The organism is Gramella sp. AN32 (assembly GCF_023718305.1).
In the GTDB taxonomy this organism is placed as follows: Bacteria; Bacteroidota; Bacteroidia; order Flavobacteriales; family Flavobacteriaceae; genus Christiangramia; species Christiangramia antarctica.
Window position 1 is genome coordinate 1 of sequence record NZ_QEYO01000003.1, and the last position, 26,324, is coordinate 26,324.

22 protein-coding genes and 1 pseudogene are annotated in these 26,324 nt (G+C 38.5%); 12 read left to right on the plus strand and 11 right to left on the minus strand.

Translation table 11 applies throughout. The features are described 5' to 3' along the window. Positions 1–218: pseudogene (locus tag DHD80_RS04430) on the plus strand (IS1595 family transposase); the annotation flags it as partial. Here DHD80_RS04430 and DHD80_RS04435 read toward each other — a convergent pair. Further along, positions 185–940: a hypothetical protein gene (locus DHD80_RS04435; protein ID WP_251739941.1), complete on the minus strand. Its 756-nt coding sequence runs from the start codon at positions 938–940 to the stop codon at positions 185–187. The pseudogene DHD80_RS04430 and the gene DHD80_RS04435 overlap by 34 nt on opposite strands. Before the next feature lie 231 nt (positions 941–1,171). On the opposite strand from DHD80_RS04435, the gene DHD80_RS04440 reads away from it, so the two are divergent. Both DHD80_RS04440 and DHD80_RS04445 read left to right on the plus strand, forming a co-directional pair. After that, on the plus strand, positions 1,172–1,648 hold the full coding sequence (locus tag DHD80_RS04440) for a hypothetical protein (protein WP_251739942.1): 477 nt from the start codon (positions 1,172–1,174) through the stop codon (positions 1,646–1,648). A 25-nt stretch (positions 1,649–1,673) separates the two neighbouring features. Beyond that, positions 1,674–3,500, plus strand: a complete 1,827-nt coding sequence (locus DHD80_RS04445; RefSeq protein ID WP_251739943.1) for an adenylate/guanylate cyclase domain-containing protein — start codon at positions 1,674–1,676, stop codon at positions 3,498–3,500. 81 nt (positions 3,501–3,581) lie between these two features. Here DHD80_RS04445 and DHD80_RS04450 read toward each other — a convergent pair whose 3' ends face one another. After that, positions 3,582–4,142, minus strand: a complete 561-nt coding sequence (locus DHD80_RS04450; protein ID WP_251739944.1) for a Pycsar system effector family protein — start codon at positions 4,140–4,142, stop codon at positions 3,582–3,584. A 295-nt stretch (positions 4,143–4,437) separates the two neighbouring features. Here DHD80_RS04450 and DHD80_RS04455 point away from each other — a divergent pair, with 295 nt between their 5' ends. Next, entirely contained in the window at positions 4,438–4,983 is a 546-nt protein-coding gene (locus DHD80_RS04455; RefSeq protein WP_251739945.1) for an RNA methyltransferase, read from the plus strand. On the opposite strand, the gene folK is transcribed toward DHD80_RS04455, so the two are convergent. Then, positions 4,973–6,100 (minus strand): 2-amino-4-hydroxy-6-hydroxymethyldihydropteridine diphosphokinase, encoded by a 1,128-nt coding sequence (gene folK, locus DHD80_RS04460; RefSeq protein ID WP_251739946.1) that lies wholly within the window; start codon positions 6,098–6,100, stop codon positions 4,973–4,975. The two genes, DHD80_RS04455 and folK, sit on opposite strands and share 11 nt — an antisense overlap. 106 nt (positions 6,101–6,206) lie before the next feature. On the opposite strand from folK, the gene DHD80_RS04465 reads away from it, so the two are divergent. Both DHD80_RS04465 and DHD80_RS04470 read left to right on the plus strand, forming a co-directional pair. Next, entirely contained in the window at positions 6,207–6,905 is a 699-nt protein-coding gene (locus tag DHD80_RS04465; protein WP_251739947.1) for a queuosine precursor transporter, read from the plus strand. A gap of 35 nt (positions 6,906–6,940) precedes the next feature. Continuing rightward, positions 6,941–9,640, plus strand: a complete 2,700-nt coding sequence (locus DHD80_RS04470) for an AsmA family protein (protein WP_251739948.1) — start codon at positions 6,941–6,943, stop codon at positions 9,638–9,640. A gap of 725 nt (positions 9,641–10,365) precedes the next feature. Here DHD80_RS04470 and DHD80_RS04475 read toward each other — a convergent pair. After that, positions 10,366–11,160, minus strand: coding sequence for a DUF2797 domain-containing protein (locus DHD80_RS04475; protein WP_251739949.1), 795 nt, complete (start codon positions 11,158–11,160; stop codon positions 10,366–10,368). A gap of 112 nt (positions 11,161–11,272) precedes the next feature. On the opposite strand from DHD80_RS04475, the gene DHD80_RS04480 reads away from it, so the two are divergent. Next, on the plus strand, positions 11,273–12,784 hold the full coding sequence (locus DHD80_RS04480) for a GH3 auxin-responsive promoter family protein (protein WP_251739950.1): 1,512 nt from the start codon (positions 11,273–11,275) through the stop codon (positions 12,782–12,784). 15 nt (positions 12,785–12,799) lie between these two features. Beyond that, on the plus strand, positions 12,800–13,396 hold the full coding sequence (locus DHD80_RS04485; RefSeq protein WP_251739951.1) for a sugar O-acetyltransferase: 597 nt from the start codon (positions 12,800–12,802) through the stop codon (positions 13,394–13,396). 88 nt (positions 13,397–13,484) lie between these two features. Here DHD80_RS04485 and hemL read toward each other — a convergent pair whose 3' ends face one another. From hemL to DHD80_RS04505, 4 genes are read right to left on the minus strand one after another with little or no spacing between them, the layout of a single operon-like run. Beyond that, complete coding sequence (gene hemL / locus DHD80_RS04490) at positions 13,485–14,774, minus strand: glutamate-1-semialdehyde 2,1-aminomutase (protein WP_251739952.1); 1,290 nt, start codon at positions 14,772–14,774, stop codon at positions 13,485–13,487. A gap of 11 nt (positions 14,775–14,785) precedes the next feature. Then, positions 14,786–15,598: a glucosaminidase domain-containing protein gene (locus tag DHD80_RS04495; RefSeq protein ID WP_251739953.1), complete on the minus strand. Its 813-nt coding sequence runs from the start codon at positions 15,596–15,598 to the stop codon at positions 14,786–14,788. Continuing rightward, positions 15,588–16,529, minus strand: a complete 942-nt coding sequence (locus tag DHD80_RS04500) for a pyridoxal-phosphate dependent enzyme (protein WP_251739954.1) — start codon at positions 16,527–16,529, stop codon at positions 15,588–15,590. The genes DHD80_RS04495 and DHD80_RS04500 overlap by 11 nt, the downstream gene beginning before the upstream one ends. A 32-nt stretch (positions 16,530–16,561) precedes the next feature. Next, entirely contained in the window at positions 16,562–16,888 is a 327-nt protein-coding gene (locus DHD80_RS04505; RefSeq protein WP_251739955.1) for a hypothetical protein, read from the minus strand. Positions 16,889–16,920: 32 nt separating this feature from the next. Between DHD80_RS04505 and DHD80_RS04510 the strand changes: the two genes are divergently transcribed. The 4 genes from DHD80_RS04510 (at position 16,921) to DHD80_RS04525 (ending at position 21,747) form a co-directional block, all read left to right on the plus strand. After that, positions 16,921–17,094 carry a DUF5522 domain-containing protein gene (locus DHD80_RS04510; protein ID WP_251740254.1) on the plus strand — a complete coding sequence of 58 codons (174 nt, stop codon included), beginning with the start codon at positions 16,921–16,923 and terminating at the stop codon, positions 17,092–17,094. A 1-nt stretch (position 17,095) separates the two neighbouring features. Beyond that, the gene (locus DHD80_RS04515) at positions 17,096–19,144 is read left to right on the plus strand and encodes a urocanate hydratase (RefSeq protein ID WP_251739956.1); all 2,049 of its coding nucleotides are present in this window, start codon (positions 17,096–17,098) and stop codon (positions 19,142–19,144) included. A 26-nt stretch (positions 19,145–19,170) separates the two neighbouring features. Next, positions 19,171–19,710 carry a DUF4136 domain-containing protein gene (locus DHD80_RS04520; protein ID WP_251739957.1) on the plus strand — a complete coding sequence of 180 codons (540 nt, stop codon included), beginning with the start codon at positions 19,171–19,173 and terminating at the stop codon, positions 19,708–19,710. 279 nt (positions 19,711–19,989) lie between these two features. Next, positions 19,990–21,747, plus strand: coding sequence for an aromatic amino acid hydroxylase (locus tag DHD80_RS04525; protein WP_251739958.1), 1,758 nt, complete (start codon positions 19,990–19,992; stop codon positions 21,745–21,747). Here DHD80_RS04525 and DHD80_RS04530 read toward each other — a convergent pair. The 3 genes from DHD80_RS04530 to alaS all read right to left on the minus strand — a co-directional run bounded on the left by DHD80_RS04530 (position 21,744) and on the right by alaS (position 26,273). Beyond that, positions 21,744–22,358 (minus strand): DUF4230 domain-containing protein, encoded by a 615-nt coding sequence (locus DHD80_RS04530; RefSeq protein WP_251739959.1) that lies wholly within the window; start codon positions 22,356–22,358, stop codon positions 21,744–21,746. The genes DHD80_RS04525 and DHD80_RS04530 overlap by 4 nt on opposite strands. Positions 22,359–22,655: 297 nt before the next feature. Next, a complete protein-coding gene (locus tag DHD80_RS04535) occupies positions 22,656–23,615 on the minus strand; it encodes a GSCFA domain-containing protein (RefSeq protein WP_251739960.1) in 960 nt (319 codons plus the stop codon). Positions 23,616–23,660: 45 nt separating this feature from the next. Beyond that, a complete protein-coding gene (gene alaS / locus DHD80_RS04540; RefSeq protein WP_251739961.1) occupies positions 23,661–26,273 on the minus strand; it encodes an alanine--tRNA ligase in 2,613 nt (870 codons plus the stop codon). Between the last annotated feature and the right edge of the window lie 51 nt (positions 26,274–26,324).

The window sequence follows — 26,324 nt, forward strand, 5'->3', positions numbered from 1 at the left end:
TCAAGGAACTACATATCGTTATAATGCAATTGAAATCTTGGTTGAGGGCTATTCCGACCCATGTAAGTAAATGGCATATCCAATCCTACTTTGATGAGTTCTGTTTTAGGATAAACCGCTCACAGAGTAAACAAAGTATCTTTCACCAAACAATAGAAAGAATGGTGACCGCTAATCCAATATTTCAAGAAAGTATAAAACAGTCGCTAAACGTATAACTCAATAAATTAAATTCCCCATCGCGGTCACTTTTAAAATATACTTTCCCATTCAGCCAGATTGGTTGGGAATCATTACTTCCAGTTTCCGGTTTCGAAATTTCTTCTACTTCATAATTATCAGGATTATAGATCCAGATCCTCGTTGCCGTACCACCTCTATAATTTTTCCATTGAGTAAACCTGTCGGAAATAGGGGTATAAGCAATACGATCCCCGGTTGTATTATATTTTGCCCAAAAAGCGTTGGGGATTTTTAGCGGTTCCACATTTCCATTTTCCATATCTACTTCAAACAAGCGGGCATAACGGTTTGTAAAAATATCCCGCTGGGAAGCGAAAAGTACTTTTTTCCCATCTACAGTAAAATCGCGAACCATATCGGGATAAGGATGCCAGGTTAATCTTTTTGGGATCCCTCCTTCTGCAGGAACGGTGAAAACATCCTGATTTCCATCATATTCAGCAGAAAAAGCGATCGTCTTGCCATCTGGAGAAAAAACCGGATTGCTCTCCACACCCTCATCAATAGTGATCCTTTGTGGATGGGAACCATCGAGGTTAGCTGTCCAGAGATCTTCCGCATAAATAAAGGCAATCTTAGACTGGCTTATTGCCGGCTGGGAAAGCAGGCGTGTATTTTTAGTATTTATCGTTTGAGAAAAGGTGTTTCCGAAGATGAAAAAGAATATTAAGACTGAGGAATTTTTTAAAAATTTCATACCTGAAGATGTTAGGTTTTAATTGGTCTGAAATTACTCAAAACGAGGATTTGAAACAAACTAAACTTCTATTATTTGTTAATTCCTGTAATAATTCTTAAATCTTATTAATCATGAAAAACGATAATATTAATTGAAAAAGAAGTAAATTGGTTTTGCGTAAAATATTGTTATTCAGATAAATACGTTATTTCCTACATTTTTTTAAAGAACCAACCAAAACATAGTATTATGAAGCCAAAAAATCTAATCTTCACCTTAGTATTGCTTTTCTCCCTAGCACCTTTCACTTTCATACAAGCTCAAAATACCCATATTATCATCCTAAAAGTTAAAACTGCGGAAGTCACTAAAGACAATACCAGTACTACCTGTTACTTTGAAGAAACCCAGGAAATGTCTAATGAAGATTATACAACACTAGTAGAACCAGGGGATTTCATTATTTGGAAAGGCGAGTCGACAAGTAGCGATCTTGATGAAGTGATAATCACCTCAATAAATTATCACGGAGGCCATAATGTTTTTGGCACCAATCAACTTAATGAAAGTCGAGATGTGCCCGGGACTGTGTTAGGGGAAGTTCAGGCTAATACAAACGGACAAGAAGAAAAATACATAATTAAATTTAAGGTAAAAAACAATGAACAAAGAAGAAATGGTACTTTTCAAATTGACCCTAAAATTCAGGTAAGGACTATTGATTAAGGTACATTGGGAATAAACCATAATTTTGCGAACTTCTCTTAAATTTTTTCGTAATCTCTTTTATCTCTCGATATTTTTAATCGGGCAGCATACCTATTCCCAGGATCAAAATATAGCAGATAGCCTCAAAACTATTTACCAAAAACACACTCTTTCCCCAGTTGAAAAATTGCATACTTTAAGGGAGATTGCCGAAAATGAGCTGGAGGTTAAAGAAAAACTTCGTTACTCTACGCTTCTCATTAAAGCGGCTCAAAAAGTTGATTCCCCAAAATTGCTCTTTTCAGGTTATATTCAAACAGGGAATGCATTGCGCCTTGAAGGGGATCTTAGCAATGCCCTGGATAATTACTTTAAAGCTGCCCAGATTGCCGAGGATCGCAAACTAATTACGGAAGTTGGGGTAGCCAATATAACCATTGCAGATGCCTACTCCATCATGGGGAACCACAATCGTTCAATTTCCTACTATCGCATTGCCATAAAGGAATTGAGGGCCATTCCTGATAGTATAAAACTAGGCTCAGCACTCCTTAATACCGGAGATGAGTTCTTTATGCACGATGAACTGGATTCAGCCCTGGTGTATTTCAGGGAATCTGGAAAAATCTTCGAAAACAAAAATTACCAGGAAGGCCTGGCCTATAATTTAGGAAATACAGGACTGGTTTTTGCAAAAATGGGCAATCATGAAATGGCTGAAAAGAACCTTTCCGAAGCCACCCATATTTTGGAAAAGAATGGGGATTTTTACCCTATTTGCGTTTTTCTCATCTATATGTCTGAAATTTACTTTGAAAAAGATGATCTCGGTACCGCTATAGATTTTGCACAACAAAGCCTGGAATTATCAATGCTTTATGGTTTTAAGGATCAGATTAGTGATGCTAACCTCAAACTATCACAATTATATGAAGCCAGCGGGCAAACAGAAAAATCCTATCAATATTATAAAGACCATATCACCTATAGGGATAGTGTTCGAAATTTAACCTCTGCCCAGGAAATGGCCGGTTTGAGGGCAGATAATGAAGTTTTTAAAAAGCAGGCAGAAATAGGCCTCTTAAACGAAGAAAGAAAGAATCAGAAACTAATTAATATCACCGCCGGGGTCACCGCAGCCCTTATAGCCATACTCGCTGTTGGTCTTTATAGGCGTAATCGCTTTATAAAGCGCACAAGTGCCCTTATTGAAAATGAGAAAAATAGAAGCGATCGTTTACTGCTGAATATACTACCTGAGGAAACGGCCAAAGAATTAAAAGATAGCGGCAGTGTGGATGCTAAAAAGTTTGAGATGGTAAGCGTTATATTTGCCGATTTCAAGGGTTTTACCAAATTTGCCGAAAATCTTCCTCCCGAAAAATTGATTAAAACTGTGGATTTCTATTTTTCTAAATTTGATGAAATTATGGCCAAATACAAGGTTGAAAAAATCAAAACCATGGGCGATTGTTATATGGCTGTTGCAGGCCTTCCTTTTTCAGATGCAAACCATGCGCAAAAAGCAGTGGCAGCTGCTTTTGAAATCCTGGATTTCGTGAAAGATTCAGAAGATAATCCGAGATTTCAATATGGGGGTTTGGAAGTACGGGTTGGTATTCACTCCGGGGCAGTGGTCGCAGGTGTGGTAGGCACCCACAAATTTGCTTATGATATTTGGGGAGATACGGTTAATATAGCATCGCGAATGCAAACCTCTTCAGAAACCGGTAAAATCAATATATCTGAAAGTACGCATGATCTTATTTGTGATCATTATGATTGCACTTACCGCGGTGAAATTTCCGTTAAAAATAGAGGGATGTTTAAAATGTATTTTATTGAAAAACTTACCAGGATGGTTCAATAAATGATATTGTTGAGAATATACCTTTCATTCTTCATAATAAATCAATTTTCTTTATCGGTTTCCGTAGAAAGCAGGTCAATTCTAAAAAAAGTCTTTCATGGCTATGCTTATGCAAACCAGGAGTAACATTCCCAGACCAAGGGCAAGAAATTTAAGGGAGCGGTTCACATTCCTAAATTTGAAGGAGGCAATTTTTGAAATGATAAAGATTTGCTGCCCCAGCTGATCGAAAAGTTTATCTTCATCCAGGCTCGTTTCGTAAAAAGTTTTAGAGAATTCTTTTATAGTGCCAAACTTTTTCACCACATCACCAAAATAGAACATATTGCGATCGTATTTGTTCTCCATTTTCGGCATAAAACAGCGAATACTAAAATAAATAGACATCACCGTACAAAAAAACCATCCTGCTGAAAAAAGGAAAAACCAAACGTTATCTTCAGAAGTTGCATAAGCCACAGATAAATTCTGAAAAATAAAATTAAGCAGAATCCCATAAAATGAAAGAATTAAACCTGCTTTTAACTCAGAGGCTTTTATAAGGCTAAAAACATAATTCATACTTCCCCAATAATGGTCAACAAGATCTTCAGCATGGGAAGGCCTGGGTTTTAGGTGAGGGATTTTTTTAGGTTCATCCATAAATTATCAAATTGGTTATATAAAGCAATTAACTGGTTAAGTTTTGAACAATCAATTACTTAGCAGCCTTAATTTAGTAATTTAGACGCTAGGAATCCCTATATTCTTCAGGTAATCTTCACTCCTGAAATAAATATTCGATGATAGCTTTAATTTTATTGTTCATTATTTTGTTTTCTGTTTTAAGCTTAAGTGAGTTTTCTACCCGGCCAGGCTGATTTGATTAATAAATGCTCAGTACTAATTTAATTTTGAGACACTTTTCAGCCGAAAAATTTTCCTATACTTTTGCGGCATGAAGCGTAGAAAATTAAAAAATTCTGAACTGGACCGGAAATCGATATCCGAATTTAAAGAAGCGGCCAAAACCCCTATTATCGTAATTCTGGACAATGTGCGCAGCCTTAATAATATTGGCTCCATATTTCGAACAGCCGATGCTTTCCTTATTGAAAAAATATACCTCTGTGGGATCACGGCCACTCCGCCTCATAAAGACATTCAGAAAACCGCTTTAGGCGCTACGGAAACTGTAGCATGGGAACACTTTGAAGATATTTTAGAAGTGGTGAAAAAATTAAAGCAGGAAAATATAGAAATTTATGCCATCGAACAGGCAGAAAATTCAATTTCTTTACATGAATTTTTACCGGTAAATAATTCAAAAATTGCCGTGGTTTTTGGAAATGAGATCAAAGGTGTACAGCAAAAAGTGATCTCTGGAAGCGACGGGGTTATTGAAATCCCTCAGGAAGGCAGTAAACATTCGCTCAATATTTCAGTAAGCGCAGGCGTGGTACTTTGGGACCTCTTTTCGAAAATTAGGTTCACTACTGGTTGATCTTGTCCAGTAATTGTAAATAATCGTGGCGGTTGTTCACAAAATCCATCCCGGAAATATCCACAATCTTTACCTGCATATTTTTCTGGGTTTTTATGAAATTCAAATAACTCTGGTTAATCTTGCTTAGATATTCCGCCTGGATATTCTGCTCGTAATCCCGTCCCCTTTTTTTAATATTTTCCAGCAGCCTATCTGTAGACTGGTAGAGATATATATAAAGTTCCGGTTTTACCAGCTCTTTATACATCAAATGAAAAAGCTTGTGATATAACGAATATTCTTCTTTCTGCAGGGTAATTTGGGCGAATATCAGCGATTTAAAAACATCATAATCTGAAATTACAAAATCCCTGAACAAATCATACTGCGCAAGATCATCTGAAAGCTGCTGATATCTATCAGCCAGGAAAGACATTTCCAGCGGAAAGGCATACCGCTCTTTATTTTCGTAAAATTTGGGCAGGAAAGGGTTATCCTTAAAACGTTCTAATATAAGTTTGGCATTAAAATCCTGAGAGATCATGGTAGAAAAACTGGTCTTTCCTGCCCCTATATTTCCTTCTACCGCGATATAATTTCTTTGGGGAAAAGAATACGTTTGGATAGGTTTCTCTAATTTCAGTCGCGTTAACTCAACTTTTGAATTATCACTGCTTTCTTTTAAAAGTTCAGAAATCCGTTTTTTTAGGATTGGATGAATTTCATTTGCCGCAATATCCCTTAGTGGAAAAAGCACAAAATTTCGGGTAGAAATTCCCGGATGTGGAATTGTTAACTTTTCAGAAGTGATTATTTCTTCCTCAAAAAGCAGGATATCAAGATCAATAGTCCGGTTTTGATAAGCGCTTTTATCGCCCCGGTCACGTTTAAGTTCCGTTTCTATCTTTAATAAGTTTTTCAAAACGAGATCGGGGCTCAATCGGGTAGAAACCAAAATACAGGCATTCAAAAAGGTATTGCCCTCAAAACCCCAGGCCGGGGTTTCATAGACCCCGGATAATTCCCTAACCCAGCCTATTTCTTCATGAATTCGTCTTAGGGCAATATTCATGAACTGAAGGCGGTTACCCAGGTTACTACCAAGCGCTATTGTGACTGTTTTCGGGAGATCCAAAATGAATTAAGAGAATTTTAAGAAGTAGGAAAAAATAATTTCACAGCAAATTAAGCAAAACAAAAGCACATACCCTTAATTTTGCCTGAAGACTTAATAAAAAAATTTGGCAGAACTTAATTCTAAAGATAAGTCGAGGGCACTGCATATTTATTTGATATTAAGCGCACTCTTTATTTCGTCCCTAGTGGTTTCGAACCTCATTTTTCAAAAATTCTTTTACTGGGATTTTTTTGGAATTTACAGGTTTGAGATTTCGGTTGGGATCCTGCCCTACCCTATCACTTTTTTAATTACAGATATTATTAGCGAGATTTACGGGAAACGGAAAGCGAACCAGGTGGTCACCGCTGGAATCTTTGCCTCATTTTTTTCACTTTTAATTATTGTAATTTCAGAGTATGCTCCGGCAACCAACTGGTCCCCAATTGGCGATACCTTATTCACCCGGGTTTTTGGTGCTACCGCCATTGCGGTTTTTGCCTCGATGGTCGCATATTTGATCGCCCAATATATCGATATTCAACTTTTCCACTTTTGGAAAAAAATTACCCAGGGCAGGCATTTATGGATCAGGAATAATTTTTCTACTTTTCTTTCCCAATTTGCGGATACTTTTTCGGTCTTGTTTTTGCTCTGTAGTTTTGGGAAAATAAGCTGGGAACTTTTTGGCGGACTGTTACTTAGCGGATTTCTTTTTAAAGTGCTGGTGGCGGTATGTGATACTCCGTTTTTATATGCGGCAGTGTATGCGCTTCGGAAAAAATTCAGTTTAAAACCGGCAGAAGAGTTAAATTTTGAATGACCCGCTGAAACATTCAGCCAAAATTATATAGAAAAATGAAAAAAGCTTTAAAAATTTTTGGATTTGTAGTGCTAACCCTGGTGATCTTACTTGCAGCTGCACCTTATATATTTGAATCGCAGTTAAAAGATTTACTCAGGAAAACCATCAACGATAATGTAAACGCTAAAGTTGAGTTTTCAGATATTAATCTGAGCATGTTCCGCAGTTTTCCGCAGGCAACGCTGGTGATTGATGATTTGAGTGTGGTGAACAATGCTCCTTTTGCCGGGGATACGCTGGCCAAAAGTAAAGAAGTAGTACTGGAAATGTCCATAAAAGAATTGTTCAAAGGCAGCAGCGAACCCAAAAAAATTGATGAGCTCAAATTGAACGATGCTTTTATCAACATTAAAATAGATTCTTTAGGCAGAGCAAATTATGATATTGCCAAAGTCGATTCAACCGCTACGCAAACGCCTGCAGATACCGCTTCAGCATTTAGTCTGGATCTCAAACATTATGAGATCAATGATTCCCGGGTAAAATATGTAGACGAAAAAGGGAAAATTGCACTGGATGTGCTACATCTTAATCACGAAGGCACCGGGGATTTTTCCCTGGATACTTCTGAACTTGATACGTATTCAGAAGCTATGGTAAGTTTCGATTTTGATGGCGTGAATTACCTCAACAAGCATAATGTGGTTCTGGATGCCGTTTTCCAAATGGATTTGGAAAATATGCGGTATACCTTTTTAGAAAATGAAGCAAAGATCAATCAGCTGCCTTTAACTTTTGACGGATTTGTGCAGGTAAATGAAAATAACCAGGAAATGGATATCAGCTTTAAAACGCCTTCTTCAGATTTTAAAAATTTCCTCGCGGTGATTCCGGAAACTTATGCCAAAAATATTGAAAATGTGGATACCAGCGGTGATTTTGTGGTTAATGGAAGAATCTTTGGAACCGTGGATGACACATATATTCCAAAATTGGATATCAAAATAAGTTCAGACAATGCTTCCTTCAAATATCCAGATCTTCCCAAAAGTGTGCAGGATATCAACCTGGCCATGGAGCTGATGAATGACACCGGCCTGGTAGAAGATACTTATTTGAATATTGGCAATGCCACCTTTAGAATTGAACAGGACAAATTTGCCATAAATGGGAAAGTGAGCAATCTCACGGAAAATATGCTCGTAAACATGGAACTAAAAGGAACTGTAAATCTTGCCAATTTGAGCCAGGCCTATCCACTTGAACTGGAACAGGATCTTAATGGTATTCTAAATGCTGATATTAGAACCAGTTTTGATATGAACTCTATCGAAAAAGAACAATATCAAAATGTAAATAGTAACGGTACCGCTACGATCACCAATTTTAGTTATAGATCGCCGGAGATTCCCAATGAAGTAAAGATTTCTAAAGCCAACATGTATTTTAATCAGGGAAATGTAAAAATTCCTGAATTATCCCTTACTACCGGGAGGACCGATTTGGAAGCTTCGGGAACACTACAAAACCTGATGGGCTTCTTATTTACAGATCAACAGCTTAAAGGAGAATTTCAGGCGAAATCTAATACTTTCCGTGTAAATGATTTTATGATTGCCAAAACGGAAGAAGTAACACAAAAGACCGAGGAAGGAACCACCAAAACTGTTTCAAAAACAACCGGAGAAGAAGCGATTAAAATTCCTTCATTCCTGGATATCGTGTTAAATTTTAATGCCAATACCATTCTTTATGACAATTTAGAACTGAAGAACGCTAAAGGTGTTTTGGTGATTAGGGATGAAACGGCCAGACTGGAGAATATTTCAACCAGTATTTTTAATGGCTCCATTGGTCTTAACGGGCTGGTTTCAACAAAAAATGAGACACCTACTTTTGAAATGGATCTCGATCTAAATTCACTCGATATTGCTTCCTCCTTTAATGGCTTGGAAATGATGCAGAATTTAGCACCAATCGCTACCGCTTTAAAGGGAAAAATTCAATCTACGCTTAAATTATCCGGTAATCTTAATGATGATCTTACGCCGCAAATGGCTTCTTTAGCCGGAAATGCTTTAGCTGAATTACTTACTGCGGAAATTGATCCTGAAAAAGCGAAACTTCTGGCTGAATTGGATAACAAGTTGAATTTTGTCAATTTCAATGATATAGATCTTAGTAAGCTGAAGACAAAGCTCACCTTTAATAACGGGCAGGTTGAGATCGCTCCTTTCAATTTTGATGTAAAGGGAATTAATGTAGAAGTTTCCGGAAGCCATGGATTTGATATGAACATGAATTATAATTTATCGTTGGATGTTCCGGCGAAATATCTGGGATCGCAAATTGGAAATACATTGAGCCAGTTAAGCGGGAACGACCTCCAAAATATGACAGTTGCTTTACCTGTTGGTATCAAAGGAAATTTTCAAAATCCGCAGATCAACCTGAATATGCAACAGGCCGTGAATAACCTTACGCAGCAAATAGTGGCAAAACAAAAAGGTAAACTTCAGGAAAAAGGGGAAAATGCGCTAGGCAATTTAATTGGCGGAATGATTAATAAAGGAAATAATACCACGACCGATTCCACCAAAACAGCAACCGATTCCACGAGAACGATTCCACAAACAAAAAGGGATTCGATCAATAAAACCAATCAGGAGCAGGTTCAGAATGCCGCGAAGAATATTTTAGGGGGAATTTTGAAAAACAATAAAAAGAAAACGGATACTACTGGGAACAACTAGCGGTGAGAAGTTGGAAGTTAAAATAATATCACTTTCATCATCCTGAGACCGTGATAAAAATCTTTATCTAGCGTAGGAAATTGACGTATTTTTTAGAATATCTAATGAGATACTGAAACCTCCCGATAGCTCGGGACAGCATGACGGCAATTCTAAAGATCAGATCGTCACCCTGAACTGGGTTCAGGGTCTATACTACGTAAATAAATACCTCAATGGTAATAAAACAAAGCGTCGCAGTGACAACCAGGGAAACGTCCTCAGTTTCGGATTCGGGACCCGTAGGTGCAAAATTCGTTCAAAAGAATTGCTGTTTGAGCGAAGCGAGTTCAATTCTTTTAGGATTTAAACCGTTACGGGTGAACGAGAAACTGCAGACTAGCTTTTTTGTTTTTCCTGAGCAAAGACGAAGGATTCAGCAATGGAAAAGAAAAAAACGAAAATCAAGCAGTCTCTCCATGGGATTCCTCACTGCGTTCGGAATGACTTCCACTATTAAATGCTTCAGAATAATAAATAATTAAAAGAATATCACCCAGGTCATTTCGACCAAAGGGAGGAATCTCATGAACAATTAGCAATAACCAATGTACTGAAATCCTGCTTGCACATTTCGACTCCGCTAAATGTGACAAAGCATTCGTCATTACGAGACCAAATAAACATACGTCAATAGTAACTGGTTTCAGGGTCTCAATGATTTCAAAGAATATTATTTGAGAAAATTAAAAAATATTCATTTCTACAACAAAACCCTCGTGGCCGCGAACGTTGAAGACCGTGCCATCCTCAAAAATGAGATATTGTGCTTTAATGCCTTTTAAGACTCCTTCGTAGAAAGGATTCTTTGCGAGATTAAGCGTTTTTATTTTCTTCGGAAATTGCAGTACCGGGAATTTAATTTCCAATTCCTTGCTGTTAGCCAGATAAAAATCCTTAGCCTCAGCTGGAATAAATTCTTTCAGTTTTTCCCGTTCTTCCTGAAGATTAAGATCGAGTACTTCATTGGTTAACATTTTTCTCCAGTTCGTTTTGTCGCTCACATGATCTTTCAAAGCAACTTCAGTGATTCCGGCAAGGTATCTATTGGGAACCTCTACAATTTCAATGGCTTCATGCGCGCCCTGGTCGATCCAACGAGTTGGGATTTGAGTTTTCCTGGTCACACCAACTTTAACGTCACTGGAATTGGCCAGATAAACCACATGGGGTTGTAGTTGTGAGCGCTTTTCAAATTCCAGGTCACGATCTTCTTCATCCAAATGGGCTTTGCTCAACTCCGGGCTTATCACCCAATTTCCCGCCTGGGGAATAGAGTTGAAACAATCGTAACAATAACCCTGTCTAAATATCTTTTTTTGGAGTCCACAATTCAAACATTCAAACCTTAAAAAATTAATGCTTAACTTTTTATCCAGTAACTGATTCATATTTATAAAATCATGATCCCAAACCAGGTAATATTGCACGGTTTCCAATAATTCGGTTCGCATTTTTGTTAAGACGCCTTCGTATCTCATGAAATTTTATTTATGGCTGAATGAATAATTTTTGCCAGCACCAAACTTTCGTTTATTTTTAACGAAAAACAGGGTTTCTCAATAATTTTGAAGCCTAAATATACTATTAAAAATGCCAATTCCTCTAGTTAACTCCGTTGCTTCATGGTTCCTTAAAAAAAGGATCCATCAAATGGAATTGTTCATTAAATATCCCCATGAGGTTCAAAACGAACTTCTTAAAGATCTAATTTTTAAAGCCCGAAATACTGAAATAGGTAATAAATACCATTTTTCAGGAATAAAAAACTATCGCCAGTTTCAGGAGCAGGTGCCTATTCATCGTTATGAAGACCTGGAGAATTGTATAGAAAGGAGCAGGAGTGGCGAAAACAATATTTTTTGGCCTACGCCTATTAAATGGTTTGCAAAATCCAGTGGGACAACGAATGCCAAAAGCAAGTTTATTCCGGTGAGTGACGATTCCCTGGAATATTGTCATTATGCTGCGGGAAAGGATTTATTATGTATTTACCTCAACAACAATCCGCAGTCGCAAATGTTCACGGGTAAAAGTTTAAGATTGGGTGGAAGCAAAGAAATCTATCGGGAAAATGGAACTTCCTATGGTGACCTTAGTGCCATCCTCATAGATAATATGCCATTTTGGGCAGAATTCAGCAGTACGCCAAGTAATGATGTTTCCCTTATGCATGACTGGGAAATAAAAATGCCGGCGATAGTTAATGAAACCATTCATGAAAAAGTGACCAGTTTAGCGGGTGTTCCAAGCTGGATGCTGGTTTTGCTGAATAATGTACTCGAGACCACAGGTAAGGACAATCTTTTTGAAGTCTGGCCCCAGCTGGAAGTATATTTTCATGGGGGTGTGAGTTTTGAACCCTACGCACCACAGTTTCAAAAGATTTTGCCGAATGAAGATTTCAGGTTTTATGAGATCTACAATGCTTCCGAAGGATTTTTTGCCTGCCAGGAACGTAACGACAATAAAGATCTTCTCTTAATGCTGGATTATGGTATTTTTTACGAATTTATTCCCATGGACCTCTACGGAAAAGAGGAAGAAAAAGCCATTCCGCTTAGTGAAGTTGAAATTGGTAAAAATTATGCCATCGTAATTACGACCAATGCCGGACTCTGGCGCTATAAAATTGGTGATACGGTGCGTTTTACCAGCACAAATCCTTATCGCATAAAAGTCTCCGGAAGAACCAAGCATCATATTAATGTTTTTGGGGAAGAACTAATCATCGAAAACGCTGAATCTGCCTTAAAAAAAGTTTCCCTAGTGACCAGTTGCGAAATTATGGATTATACGGTGGCTCCTATTTTTATGGAGGGCAGGGAAAAAGGTGCCCATGAATGGATTATAGAATTTAAAACGCCACCCAAAGATTTTGACAAATTTCAGAAACAATTAGACCTGGCGCTACAGGAAGTGAATAGTGATTACGAAGCCAAGAGGTATAACAACATGACGCTGAACATGCCCAAAGTTCACCAGGCCAGGGAAAATCTTTTCTATGACTGGTTGAAAAAGCATAATAAAGTTGGGGGCCAGCATAAAGTCCCCAGGCTTTCCAACTCGCGATCTTACCTGGAAGAATTATTGAAAATGATGTAATTAAATAATGATTTAATGGAATCTGAAAAAGAAAAAATGCTGGCCGGAAAACCATATTTTGCCATGGGAAAAGAACTTTCTGAGGAACGTTTGAAAGCGAAAGAATTGCTTTTCGATTTTAATCATACACATCCTAAAGAAATAAAACAGCGCAACACTATTCTGAAGGAGCTTTTAGGAGGAACCAAAAAGAGCTTCTATTTTGAACCTCCATTTCGCTGTGATTATGGTTATAATATTTTTGTAGGCTCCAATTTTTACAGTAATTATAATCTTATTATTCTCGATTGTGCCAAAGTGCGAATTGGGGATAATGTAATGATGGCTCCAAACGTGAGCATTTTTACGGCAGGCCACCCGGTGCATCAGGAACCACGGAATAAATTTATAGAATACGCCATTCCCGTCACTATTGGGAATGGGGTTTGGATTGGTGGCCACACGGTGATCAATCCGGGAGTTAACATTGGGGATAATGCCGTGATTGGATCTGGCAGTGTGGTGACTAAAGACATCCCGGCGAATGTGATCGCATTCGGTAATCCCTGCAAGGTGGTTCGTGAAATTACCGAAGAGGATAAAGACTACTACTTCAGGAAACTAAAGTTTTAATCCTTTTTTTACTGCCCAATTATCCTACTAAAATGTTGCCCTGCAAAACCTCCCAGGTTTCGGAAACCTGGGAGGTTTGATTGGACTTTTAAAGCAACTTCGCCACTTTCCCTACTGCGGAAATCGTCTTATCAAGATCCTTATAAGACAAGGCTTCACTTATAAACCAGGTTTCAAAAGCGCTGGGCGCGATATAAATTCCGTGCTCCAGCATTCCGTGGAAAAATTTATTGAAAATTCCATTTAAGGCTGCTTTAGCTGAAGAATCGAAATCTGTCACCGGTTCTTCAGAAAAATGTACCGAAATCATCGAACCTTCCCGATTGATTGTATGCGGCACCTGATTTTTTTTAAGGGCTTTTTCAATTCCCTGATGTAAATATTCAGTCTTTTTATCGATACTTTCAAAAATTTTAGGATTCTTATGAAGTTCAGTAAGCATGGCTAATCCGGCTGCCATTGCCAGTGGATTCCCGCTTAAAGTTCCCGCCTGGTACACCGGTCCGATGGGGGCAAGATAATCCATGATCTCTTTTCTCGCGGCAAAAGCACCCACGGGCAAACCACCGCCGATTACTTTTCCGAAGCAAATAATATCTGCATTTACACCCAACCTTTCCTGTACACCACCGGCAGCAAGCCTAAAACCGGTCATGACCTCATCAAAAATCAGAAGTATTCCGGTTTCATTACAGAGTCTTCTTAAACCTTCCAGGAATCCTTTTTTTGGAGGGACACATCCCATATTCCCTGCAACTGGCTCAATGATAATACAGGCAATTTGGTCCCTGTTATTTTCGATTAGTTGCTTTACATTTTCAAGATCGTTGTAGCTCGCCAGCAAAGTATCTTTGGCTGTTCCCTGCGTGACCCCGGGACTATTTGGTGTTCCAAAAGTCATGGCGCCACTCCCCGCCTGGATCAAGAAGGAATCACTATGGCCGTGATAGCAACCGGCAAATTTGATGATCTTTTCTTTTCCGGTAAAGCCACGGGCAAGCCGAACCGCGCTCATACAGGCTTCGGTTCCACTGTTCACCATGCGAATTTTATCAATATTAGGCACCATTTCTACAGCGAGCTCTGCAATCTTTGTCTCAATTTCAGTAGGTGTCCCAAAAGAAGTTCCGTTTTTCGCTTTTTCAATTACCGCATCTACTACGGGTTTGTGCGCATGGCCCAAAATTAACGGGCCCCATGAATTGATATAATCTATATATTTATTTCCATCTTCATCATAAATGTAGGCTCCTTTTGCTTTTTTGATAAAAATGGGATCGCCACCCACGGCTTTAAAAGCCCGAACCGGAGAATTTACACCGCCGGGAATTACTTTCTTCGCATTCGCAAAAAGTTCACTGCTCCTCTTATAAATCATAAAATGTTTTCCTATTTAATTTCTAAAACCTGCCCAATGGAGATAGTATTTCCATTGAGACGATTGGCTTTTTTAATCTGTTCAACTGTTGTGTTATATCTTTTGGCAATGGAGTAAAGCGTGTCTCCTTTAATTACCTTGTGTTGGGCAGCATTTGCCTGGGTATTGGAAGAATAAGTGGCAGCTTTTCGAGGAGCTTTCCCATTGTCAAATTTATAAAGTTCATATCTTTCAATAAGATCGATAAGTTTATCGGGATAACGGCGATCTGTGGCGTAACCCGCCTGTCTTAGCCCTTTTGCCCAGCCCTTATAATCATCATGATCTAATTCAAACAAACCGGCATATCGTTTTCTATTAGCTAAAAACAAGGAATGGTCCCGGAAGGAATATTTTGCATTTTTATATTTTCTGAAACATTCCTGACGGCGATCGTCGTCATGATAAACTTTTTCTCCGGTCCAGTCATGACATTTAATTCCGAAGTGATTATTAGCGTGAGTGGTAAGCTCCCCATTTCCGGCTCCGGACTCAAGTATTCCCTGGGCTAAAGTGATACTCGCGGGAATATTGTACAATTCCATTTCTTCCTGGGCGATAGTCGCATAGTCGCGTATGTAATCTTCCACACGATAATGATAGGAATTACGGGGCAGTTCTTCTTTTACATCATCCAAAACTTCCGCAGGAGTTCTTCGGTTTTCTTCCCCCCTGTTATTAATTTCAACTGTATCCTCTTTACGGGTCACTACTTTTTTCTTACTTCCGCAGGAGAAAATAAATAATGAAACAAAAAATAAAGTGAGAATTTGTTTAATCTTCATCTATCAGGTTAATTTGAGGCAAATTTTTATTTTTTAAGAGTCTGTTCATTTCAGGAATTCCCTGAAAACCACCTGTATGGATGGCCAAAACTTTTGAATTGGCGGGAAAGTAACCTTTCTCTGCCAGGTCAAAAATACCAAAAAGTAATTTTCCAGTATAGACAGGATCGAGTAAGATTTTAAATTCTTTGCTGAATTTATTCATAAAGTCGATCAATGCTGCATCAACTTTCGCATAACCGCCAAAATGGTAGTCTGAAAAAAGTTCCCAATTCGTTTTTACGACCAGCTTTGTAACATCATTTTTAAAGTGTGCTGATTTTAATGCCGGAAAACCCAGAACTTTTTGGTTAGTACCTGCAGATTTTATGAGCCCGCCAATCGTGCCACCAGTTCCAACGGATACGGCAATAAAGTCGAATTTTCTATCTTCACTATTTAGAATTTCAGCGCAGCCTTTTATGGCCAGATCATTGATTCCTCCTTCAGGAAGAAGATAAAATTTGCCAAATTTTGATCGTAATTCTTTTAAGAATGATGCTGATTCTTTTTCCCGATATTTTTCCCGACTAACAAACTCAAAGCTCATTCCACAACTTTTTGCATATTTCAAAGTTGCGCTCCACTTGTTTCTATTTGCTTTTAATTCATCGCCTCTAATAATCCCGATAGTTTGAAATTCGTATATGTTACCCGCAGCAGCAGTGGCGGCGATATGATTGGAATGTGCACCACCAAACGTGAGGATTTTTAAAAATCCGGTGGCTTTGGCTTCTCGAAGATTATATTTTAATTTTCTGAATTTATTTCCGGAAACTTCAGGATGCAAAAGATCTTCCCGTTTGATCCAGACTTCTACTCCATCTTCAAATTTCCTTAGAAATTGATTGGGAATATTTTCCGAAGAGATTGAATCAAAAAAGTCCTGCATGTTGCAAAACTAAAGGATGAAAAAGAATAATCTTAGAGAAATTTCAGAAAAGCCCAGAAAGGCCGTTTTTTAAGGTACTTAAGATTTACCTCCCTGCGATAGGCTTCCCTTTCAAAACTTATATTCTTATAGGCAAGCATTGCATCTCGACAATCGATATAACGCACAAAAAATTCAAGGGCATACCAAATATAAAAAAAGATAACCCCCATTTCTATTTGTTGGCGTAGGTGGATCTTTTCATGGTTGATAAAGTACTTATCTTTCTTGAGGTGAGCATTTTCAAGGATCACAAAAGGCCATAGGCTAATGCCCTTAAACCTTCCAGAAAGAAAATGCCTATTCACAATGAGAATCATGCTTTCAAGATAAGAAATTGTATTTTAGCTGCATGGGTTTTCAGAAAAAAAGAATTCCAGTTGAAGACGGTGATTATTACCTTACTCCCGAGGGTTACCGATGTTTTACAGAGCAATATCATCTAAAAAGAGGTTATTGCTGTGAGAGCGGATGCCGCCATTGTCCATACGGATATAATAAGAAAACGAACACTCAAGAATCTTAACATGACTTTTAAAGAGCAAATCCTTCAGGGTATTCCTGAAGTTCTTCCTGAACCAAAAAAGTACGATCCCACGATTAACCACGCTCCCAAGCGAAAAGATATCCTGGAAGCTGCTGAAAAAAGACTGGCTTTGGAAAATGCCCTGCGCTATTTTGATAAAAAACATCATGCAGAATTATTACCTGAATTTCGTAACGAACTGGAAGAATATGGGAGGATTTATATGTACCGCTTTAAGCCGGAATATGATTTTTTTGCCAGGCCTATTGAAGATTATCCGGGTAAAACCGTACAGGCAAAAGCGATCATGCTTATGATCCAGAACAATCTGGATCCGGAAGTTGCACAGCATCCTGAAGAATTGATCACCTATGGAGGCAATGGATCGGTTTTTCAAAACTGGGCACAATATCTCCTTACCATGAAATACCTGGCAGAGATGAACGACGACCAAACTTTGGCCATGTATTCCGGGCATCCTATGGGAATTTTCCCTTCGAATAAAAATGCTCCCCGGGTAGTGGTCACTAACGGAATGATGGTTCCTAATTATTCCAAACCTGATGACTGGGAAAAATTTAATGCTTTAGGCGTCACCCAATACGGGCAAATGACCGCGGGCAGTTATATGTATATTGGTCCGCAGGGAATTGTTCATGGCACTACGATCACTGTACTAAATGCGCTCAGAAAAATATGGCAAACTTCCCCTTCCCAAGAGGGAAAGGGGCCAGGGGATGGGGCATTATTTCTTACTTCAGGATTAGGTGGAATGAGTGGTGCGCAGCCAAAAGCCGGAAATATTGCCGGATGCATCACCATTTGCGCAGAAGTCAATCCTAAAGCAACACAAACCCGCCACAAGCAGGGATGGGTAGATGAAGTGATTAACGATCTTAAAGAACTGGCGGAAAGAGTTGAAAAAGCGCGGAGTAATAAGGAAGTTGTTTCCATAGCTTACCAGGGAAATATTGTAGAGGTCTGGGAATACTTTGCCGAAAATGATATTTATATCGATTTGGGCAGCGACCAGACTTCGCTGCATAATCCCTGGGCCGGTGGATATTATCCCGTGGGTTTAAGCTTTGCAGAGTCCAACGAATTGATGTCGCAAAATCCTGAAAAATTTAAAGAAAAAGTTCAGGAGAGTTTGCGAAGACAGGTAACCGCCATTAATAAGCATACTCAAAAAGGAACTTATTTCTTCGATTATGGAAATGCTTTTTTACTGGAAGCTTCCAGGGCAGGAGCAAAAGTTTATAAAGACAAAAATGGGAGTTTTGTTCCCTCCCCTTCGGGAAGGGTTAGGGAGGGGCAGGAATGGGCTTACCCTAGTTATGTTCAGGATATTATGGGTCCCATGTGCTTTGATTATGGATTTGGGCCTTTTCGCTGGGTATGTGCTTCGGGAAAAGAAGAAGACCTTCAAAAGACAGATAAAATCGCTACTGAAGTTCTTCAGAAGCTAAAGCAGGAAGCACCGGAAGAAATTCAGCAGCAAATGCAAGATAATATTCAGTGGATCCAGGGAGCCCAGGAAAACAACTTAGTAGTAGGTTCCAAAGCGCGAATACTCTATGCTGATGCGATAGGAAGAATAGAAATTGCCAAAGCATTTAATAAAGCTATTGAAAAGGGGGAAATTGGATATGTAATCTTAGGCAGGGACCATCATGATGTTTCCGGTACCGATAGTCCATACCGTGAAACCTCGAATATCTATGATGGTTCAAGTTTTACGGCAGATATGGCCATTCAAAATGTAATTGGGGACAGTTTTAGGGGCGCCACATGGGTAAGTATCCATAATGGCGGTGGCGTAGGCTGGGGAGAGGTGATTAACGGAGGCTTCGGCATGATTCTTGAGGGTAATGAAGACTCTGAAGAGCGCTTAAAATCGATGTTATTCTGGGATGTAAATAATGGAATTGCCCGTAGGTCATGGGCAAGAAATAAGGAGGCAATTTTTACCGCAAAACGGGCAATGAAATCTAATCCTAATTTAAAATTAACCATTCCCAATCTCGTAGATGCCAAACTCTTCGATTAAGCAATTGTAAAACTAATTACATACCTATGAAAATTCTAAAAATTACCCCTCTCCTCTTACTGCTCGCAGTTTTTTTTACTTCTTGTAGTAGTGTTCGTGTAGCTTCAGATTATGATCGGGAAGCAAATTTTGGCAATTATGGCAGCTATGCCTTCTTTAAGCCGGGAATCGATAAAGCAGATATTTCAGACCTTGACAAAAAACGAATTCTTCGAGCGATTGAAGTTGAAATGGAAAAGAAAGGATTTACAAAATCTGAAGATCCCGATCTTTTAGTGAGTATTTTTACCAAAACGAATGAAAACATCAATATTTACCAGGGGGGAAATCCTTACTGGGGATATGGATGGGGCTGGTCTCCCTGGTATTGGGGATCAGGCTTCAATACGGTAAACAGGACCAGTGAAGGAACTTTATATATCGATCTTATCGATTCTGAAGGTAAGGAACTGGTTTGGCAGGGAATGGGAACTGCTGCTCTTGCAAGTGAGGTTAATAAGAAGCAGGAACGCATTAATGAGATTGTTGCCAAGATCATGGAAAAATATCCTCCCGGAATTGAATAAAAAATTTCTTAAACCGACTACCCCCGAGGCAAGCCGCAGGGGTATTTAACCGAAATTTTATATTTCCCCTCACCCAGAACTGCGAAAAAGCAGTTCCGACCTCTCCCTCGGGAGAGGTGAAGAGGAAACCCCGACGCAAAGCATCGGGAAAATTAGTTAGATTAAAAAATATTCAAAGCCCCTTTTTGGGGCTTTTTTTATGCTTTCTCGTTAACTTCAAATTCTTCGTTCTAAGGCAATTTTTGTACTTTTAACGCAAACGATTTAGTAAGAGAAACCATGCTAGAACAAATTGAATCTAATGTAATTTTAGACAGGCTTCCGGCCCATCTTCAGCAATATATCAAACCGCAGAATTACGAAAATTATACGGCCATTAATCAGGCGGTGTGGAGATACGTAATGCGCAAGAATGTAGATTATCTAAGCAAGGTAGCGCATTCCAGTTATCTGGATGGATTGCAGCAAACAGGAATTTCAATAGACCATATTCCCAATATGTATGGAATGAACCGTATACTGAAAGAAATTGGCTGGGCGGCAGTAGCCGTAGATGGATTTATTCCGCCCGCCGCTTTTATGGAATTCCAGGCTTATAATGTCCTGGTCATTGCCAGTGACATTCGCCAGCTGGAACATTTAGAATATACCCCAGCTCCCGATATTATTCATGAAGGTGCCGGTCACGCTCCTATTATTGCCAATCCTGAATATGCCGAGTATCTTCGAAGATTTGGTGAAATTGGTTGCAAAGCGATTTCCAGTGCCCATGATTTTGATATTTATGAAGCCATCCGGGAACTTTCCATTTTAAAGGAAGCTGAAAATACACCGAAGGAAAGAATTGAAGCGGTGGAAAAACGCGTGGAAGAACTTCAGCATAAAGAGGTAAAACCAAGCGAAATGTCCCAAATAAGGAATTTACACTGGTGGACCGTGGAATATGGCCTAATTGGCACTCCGGAGAATCCGAAAATTTATGGGGCGGGACTTTTATCATCTATCGGGGAAAGCAAATCCTGTATGACAGATAAAGTGAAGAAGCTACCTTATACCATTGAAGCAGCCAAGCAGGAATTTGATATTACCAAACCACAACCCCAGCTTTATGTAACCCCAGATTTTGCACATTTAAGCCTGGTACTGGAAGAGTTTGCCAATAAAATGGCTTTACGAAAAGGTGGATTAGAAGGAATACAGAAGCTAATCGATTCTAAAAATCTTGGAACTATTGAATTAAGCACAGGGATACAAATCTCAGGAAATTTCAGTAGGGTTATTGAGCATGAAGGCGAACCTATTTATATTAAAACTGAAGGGGAAACTGCCCTATCTTATAGGGAAAAGGAACTGGTTGGTCATGGAATTTCCAGCCATCAAGAAGGTTTTGGGTCCCCTCTGGGAAAACTAAAAGGAATTAACCTCGCTATAGAAGATATGAGCCCAAGGGATCTTAAAGCTTATGATATTTATGAAGGTGAACAGATATCTTTGGAGTTCGAGGGTGGAATAATGGTGAAAGGCGAGATCATCACCGGAACCCGAAATCTTCAGGGGAAAATTATTTTGATCAGTTTTAAAAATTGTACCGTAACGTATCTTGATGAAATCTTATTTCAACCGGAATGGGGCAAATTTGATATGGCTGTAGGTAAAGAAATTATTTCAGCATTTGCCGGACCAGCAGACTATCAATCTTTCGATCTTATTACGCATAAGACTTCCACCAGCACCATCAAATCTAAAACAAGTAAATCCAGGGAAGAATTGGAATCCTTATATGAGTCCGTTCATCATATTAGAAATGGTGAAAACACTAAATTTTCATTGGAAGCCGCATTCGATATTTTAAGCAAATTTCATAAGAAAGACTGGTTGCTTAGTATCGAAATTTATGAACTTGCCCTTGAAAATGATGCGAAACTTGCTAAAACTGTAAAAAACAGACTGCTGGAAATCAAAAAGGAAAGACCTGAAATTGCCCATCTTATCGATGATGGAATAGAAATGGCAAAAAAGCAATTAATTACCACTTAAATCCTAATACTTTCCAGCATATTATTATCATTGATTTCGGTATCGTGGTATTCAAGTGTCCACCCCATACTATTGGTTAAAATATATATTTTCTGAAGTTCACTTATCAGCCTGTTTTGAGCATTTGACTTGAGGCTTGAATTTTCAATTTTATCTTGCAGGTTTTTGTCGATGCGATCCTTGATTTTATTATAATCTTCCGCTTCAAATTGATTGAGATAATCCTGCGTTACATCGTAATATTTAATATTGGGATTAATGTTGATCTCCTCTTTCGGAATATTTTTAATGATCACCCGTCGATTTTCTTCGTCGACTTCAATATCCAGTTTACTCAGGTCATAAGCAATGGTCACATCTGCATTTACCACAATTAGCGCCTTCTTACGAGCAGAAAGTACATCGAAATAAAGGCTCTTAGAATTTTTATAGGTAAAAACCTGGGTAAAACTACCTTCAGTAACCACGAGTTTTCCAACATTTCGTATTTGTTTCTGAATTAATGCGGTAGATTCCTCTAATGATTCCTTTTCATTATTTTTCTGTTCCCAATACATAAAGCCAAGAATGACCACTGCAATGAATAAAACAGCTAAAAGAATATTTTTCATTATTGCCCGAATAGAGATTTCGTGGAAAGATAATGGAAGACAAATAACTTCTCTATTAAATAATTTCTAAAATGAAATATAAAACTAAAGGACGGCCCCACCCGTCCCTTAGTAAATCTAAAATCTACCCCAACAAATTTTAGAAAACAAATTCTCATAAACCTTTGAAAATCGGAAACGTAGGCCTCCTGACAATCTCAGACTCACTTCAAATTTGAGTAGTAAAAATACAATTAAATTAAAACCCGAAAAAAGTTTTTAATTACCAAATCTTAAAAATTTTAAGATTTCTAGTGTTTATAGGGGATCATCAAACGATATTTCAGGGTGTTTTGTCTGAATTTTGACAATTCCTTCCTGAATTTTCGTAAGAATTTTCGTATATGAAGAGTTTGTTTTGGCGGGAAAGCGATGATTCCTTAATTTTTGAATACGATCTATTTCAGAATTTAAGCTTGTGGACTCTTCACCCATCCAAATTTGAAGGAATTTTTCCCAGATATAATCTATCGCTGTCACATTTGGATGAATGAGATCTTCAGCATAAAATCTATAGTCACGAAGATCATCCATCATAATCTCATAAGATGGAAAATAATGCACCTGTTTATTTTCCTGCAGGCAATTATGAATACTACTTATAAGAATGGCTTTACTTCTCTGGTTTTCAACTACCCCATCTTTTAAATGTCGCACTGGTGAAACGGTGAAGATGAAATGGATTTCAGGATTTAAAGATCTCACCATGGATATGATATCATTTAGATCTTTTAAAATTTCTTCAGAAGTACTTAATTGCTTTTTAAACTGTTTTTGCGGCAGTTTATGACAGTTTGCGGCAACTATACCTGTCTCTGGGTGAAAATAGCCCCAGGCGGTGCCTAAGCTTATAATTAGATGTGAGGCGCCTTTTAAATATTCCCGGGCACTTTCTAGGGTTTCATTTAAATTGTTCAAACAACTTTCTTTGGAATTTCTTCGCATTAAGGAATGAGCTTCCAAAGTTTGCCAGGTATCATTAAATTCAAAAATATCTTTTTCCGTAAATTTTCGATTTTCCGCAAGCCGGCGTAAAAATTGATTTATCGGGGAAGGATGAAAGATAATCCCGGTGGGATTCTGAAGATTTGGAAACCGAAACCAATCCAGTTTTTTCCCAATATTCTGCACGAAACAGGAGCCCAATAAAAACAATTTGCTCTTATGATCTATTTTAGGAAAACCTTCCGGAATTGAAAATTCAGTTCTAAATTTCATTATCGAAAATTAAAAATCCTGAAAGTCGTTTCGGGATTTATTATTTTAAAGATAAGAGCTTGCTTTTTGTAAAGCCTCATTAATTCCCTGCGGATTTTTTCCTCCTGCCGTAGCAAAAAACGGCTGGCCACCGCCTCCACCCTGGATATATTTTCCAAGTTCACGAACAATTGTTCCTGCGTCGATGTCTTTTTCAGCTACCAGATTTTTGGAAATATAACAGGAAAGCAGTGCTTTTCCATCCTGTTCTGCCCCAAAAAGAAGGAATAAATTATCAATTTCATCGCCTAATTGAAATGCCAGATCTTTTATTCCCGCGGCATCAAGGTCTACTTTTTTAGCCAGAAAATTTACCCCGTTTTTATGCTCGATTTCAGATTTTAGATCTGTTTTCAAATTTTTCGCTTTATCCCGCAGTAAAGATTCCACCTGCTTTTTAAGACTTGCATTTTCTTCCTGAAGAGATTGTACCGCTTTTACCGGATTATTATTGCTTTTTAATCCGCTTTTAATTTCATCCAGCATTTGCGTTTGCTCTTCAAAGAACTTCATCGCAGCTTCACCGGTAATGGCCTCAATTCGTCGAATTCCCGAGGCTACTGCCGATTCTCCCGTGATTTTAAAATACCAGATATCAGCCGTGTTGTTAACATGAATTCCTCCGCACAACTCCATAGAATCACCAAATCGAATCGCACGCACTGAATCCCCATATTTCTCCCCAAATAGTGCAATGGCGCCCTGCTCGATTGCCTGATCGTAAGAAATATCCCGCTGCTCCTCTAACTTAAGTTGCTCTTTAATTCGTGCATTTACAAATCGTTCCACTTTTTCAAGCTCTTCAGAAGTAACTTTACTGAAATGTGAAAAATCGAATCTTAAATAATCTTTTTGTACCATGGAACCTTTTTGTTCCACATGTGTCCCCAGAACGCTGCGCAATGCCTGATGTAGAAGATGGGTAGCTGAATGGTTAGAGGCCGTATTTGCCCTTTCCTGATAGTTTACCAAAGCTTTAAATTCAGCTTCAGGATTTTTAGGTAATTTTTTAGCAAAATGAACAATTAGATTATTTTCCTTCCTCGTATCAAAAATCTTGATCGTTTCCCCTTCCGAAGACAATAAAATCCCTTTATCCCCAACCTGGCCTCCGCCTTCAGGATAAAAAGGTGTTTTATTTAATATAATTTGAAAGATCTCCCCTTTCGCTTTTGAATCTACCTTCCGATATTTGGCAATTTTCACATCGGCTTCCAGGAGTTCGTAACCCACAAAGGAATTTTCCTCAACCTCGGTAAGTTCTTCCCAATCCCCGGCACTCATTTGGGTAGCACTTCTGGAGCGGTCTTTCTGTTTCTGAAGTTCTGCATCAAAACCAGCTTCATCTAACGAATACCCATTTTCTTTAAGAATCAGCGAAGTTAAATCGATGGGAAAACCATACGTGTCATAGAGCTCAAATGCTTTTTCCCCGGGAATTCTATTCCCGGGAACACTTTTCATCAAATTGTCTAAGAGCACCAATCCCTGGTCCAAAGTTCGCAGGAAAGAAGCTTCTTCTTCCCTAATCACATTTTGAATAAGTGTTTTTTGGGACTTGAGTTCAGGAAATGCATTTCCCATTTGCTCGCTCAACACCGCAACCAATTTATAGATGAAAGGTTCTTTACTATTTAAAAAGGTGAAACCATAGCGAATTGCCCTTCGCAAAATCCTTCTAATCACATAGCCTGCCCCGGTATTACTTGGCAACTGGCCATCGGCAATAGAAAATGCAACCGCACGCACATGATCTGAAATTACGCGAATTGCAATATCAACTTCTTCGGAATTGCCATATTTTGACTGGGTGACTTTTTCAATTTCAGAAATAAGCGGAGTGAACACATCGGTATCATAGTTTGATTGTGTTTTTTGCAAAACCATACAAAGCCGCTCAAAACCCATTCCCGTATCGATATGCTTCGCCGGTAGTTCCTCTAAAGTTCCATCAGCTTTACGATTATATTGCATAAAAACCAGGTTCCAGATTTCTACCACCTGAGGATGATCATTATTCACCAGGTCCCTACCGGGAATTTTCGCTTTTTCTTCAGCTGAACGTATATCTACATGAATTTCAGAACATGGCCCACATGGGCCCTGATCGCCCATCTCCCAAAAATTATCCTTTTTATTGCCATAAATGATACGTTCTTCCGGAACTATCTTTTTCCAGATCTTTAATGCTTCGGTATCCAATTTAAGGTTATCACGGTCTTCACTACCTTCAAATACTGAAACGTAAAGGTTTTCAGGGTTTATTTTGAACTTTTCAGTCAATAATTCCCAGGCCCAGGAAATGGCTTCTTTTTTAAAATAATCACCAAAACTCCAATTGCCCAACATTTCAAACATGGTATGATGATACGTGTCATGTCCTACCTCTTCAAGATCGTTGTGTTTCCCACTTACCCGAAGACATTTTTGAGTATCGGCAAGCCTTTTGGAAGTTGGTTTGGTATTTCCAAGAAAATATTCTTTGAATTGGTTCATTCCCGCATTGGTGAACATTAAAGTAGGATCATTTTTGATCACCATAGGTGCAGAAGAGACTATACTATGTTTTTTTGATTTAAAATATTCGAGAAATTCTTTGCGGATATCCTGTGATTTCATTCCGTTATTTTCTTGCAATTTTTATTAAATTATGAAGACGGTGAAACAATT

Bases quoted from the DNA above. Each gene is read 5' to 3' on its own strand.
- DHD80_RS04435 (WP_251739941.1), bottom strand. From the start codon at position 940: ATGAAATTTTTAAAAAATTCCTCAGTCTTAATATTCTTTTTCATCTTC.
- DHD80_RS04440 (WP_251739942.1), top strand. From the start codon at position 1,172: ATGAAGCCAAAAAATCTAATCTTCACCTTAGTATTGCTTTTCTCCCTA.
- DHD80_RS04450 (WP_251739944.1), bottom strand. From the start codon at position 4,142: ATGGATGAACCTAAAAAAATCCCTCACCTAAAACCCAGGCCTTCCCAT.
- DHD80_RS04455 (WP_251739945.1), top strand. From the start codon at position 4,438: ATGAAGCGTAGAAAATTAAAAAATTCTGAACTGGACCGGAAATCGATA.
- DHD80_RS04470 (WP_251739948.1), top strand. From the start codon at position 6,941: ATGAAAAAAGCTTTAAAAATTTTTGGATTTGTAGTGCTAACCCTGGTG.
- DHD80_RS04475 (WP_251739949.1), bottom strand. From the start codon at position 11,160: ATGAGATACGAAGGCGTCTTAACAAAAATGCGAACCGAATTATTGGAA.
- DHD80_RS04480 (WP_251739950.1), top strand. From the start codon at position 11,273: ATGCCAATTCCTCTAGTTAACTCCGTTGCTTCATGGTTCCTTAAAAAA.
- DHD80_RS04485 (WP_251739951.1), top strand. From the start codon at position 12,800: ATGGAATCTGAAAAAGAAAAAATGCTGGCCGGAAAACCATATTTTGCC.
- hemL (WP_251739952.1), bottom strand. From the start codon at position 14,774: ATGATTTATAAGAGGAGCAGTGAACTTTTTGCGAATGCGAAGAAAGTA.
- DHD80_RS04495 (WP_251739953.1), bottom strand. From the start codon at position 15,598: ATGAAGATTAAACAAATTCTCACTTTATTTTTTGTTTCATTATTTATT.
- DHD80_RS04500 (WP_251739954.1), bottom strand. From the start codon at position 16,529: ATGCAGGACTTTTTTGATTCAATCTCTTCGGAAAATATTCCCAATCAA.
- DHD80_RS04505 (WP_251739955.1), bottom strand. From the start codon at position 16,888: ATGATTCTCATTGTGAATAGGCATTTTCTTTCTGGAAGGTTTAAGGGC.
- DHD80_RS04510 (WP_251740254.1), top strand. From the start codon at position 16,921: ATGGGTTTTCAGAAAAAAAGAATTCCAGTTGAAGACGGTGATTATTAC.
- DHD80_RS04515 (WP_251739956.1), top strand. From the start codon at position 17,096: ATGACTTTTAAAGAGCAAATCCTTCAGGGTATTCCTGAAGTTCTTCCT.
- DHD80_RS04520 (WP_251739957.1), top strand. From the start codon at position 19,171: ATGAAAATTCTAAAAATTACCCCTCTCCTCTTACTGCTCGCAGTTTTT.
- DHD80_RS04525 (WP_251739958.1), top strand. From the start codon at position 19,990: ATGCTAGAACAAATTGAATCTAATGTAATTTTAGACAGGCTTCCGGCC.
- DHD80_RS04530 (WP_251739959.1), bottom strand. From the start codon at position 22,358: ATGAAAAATATTCTTTTAGCTGTTTTATTCATTGCAGTGGTCATTCTT.
- DHD80_RS04535 (WP_251739960.1), bottom strand. From the start codon at position 23,615: ATGAAATTTAGAACTGAATTTTCAATTCCGGAAGGTTTTCCTAAAATA.
- alaS (WP_251739961.1), bottom strand. From the start codon at position 26,273: ATGAAATCACAGGATATCCGCAAAGAATTTCTCGAATATTTTAAATCA.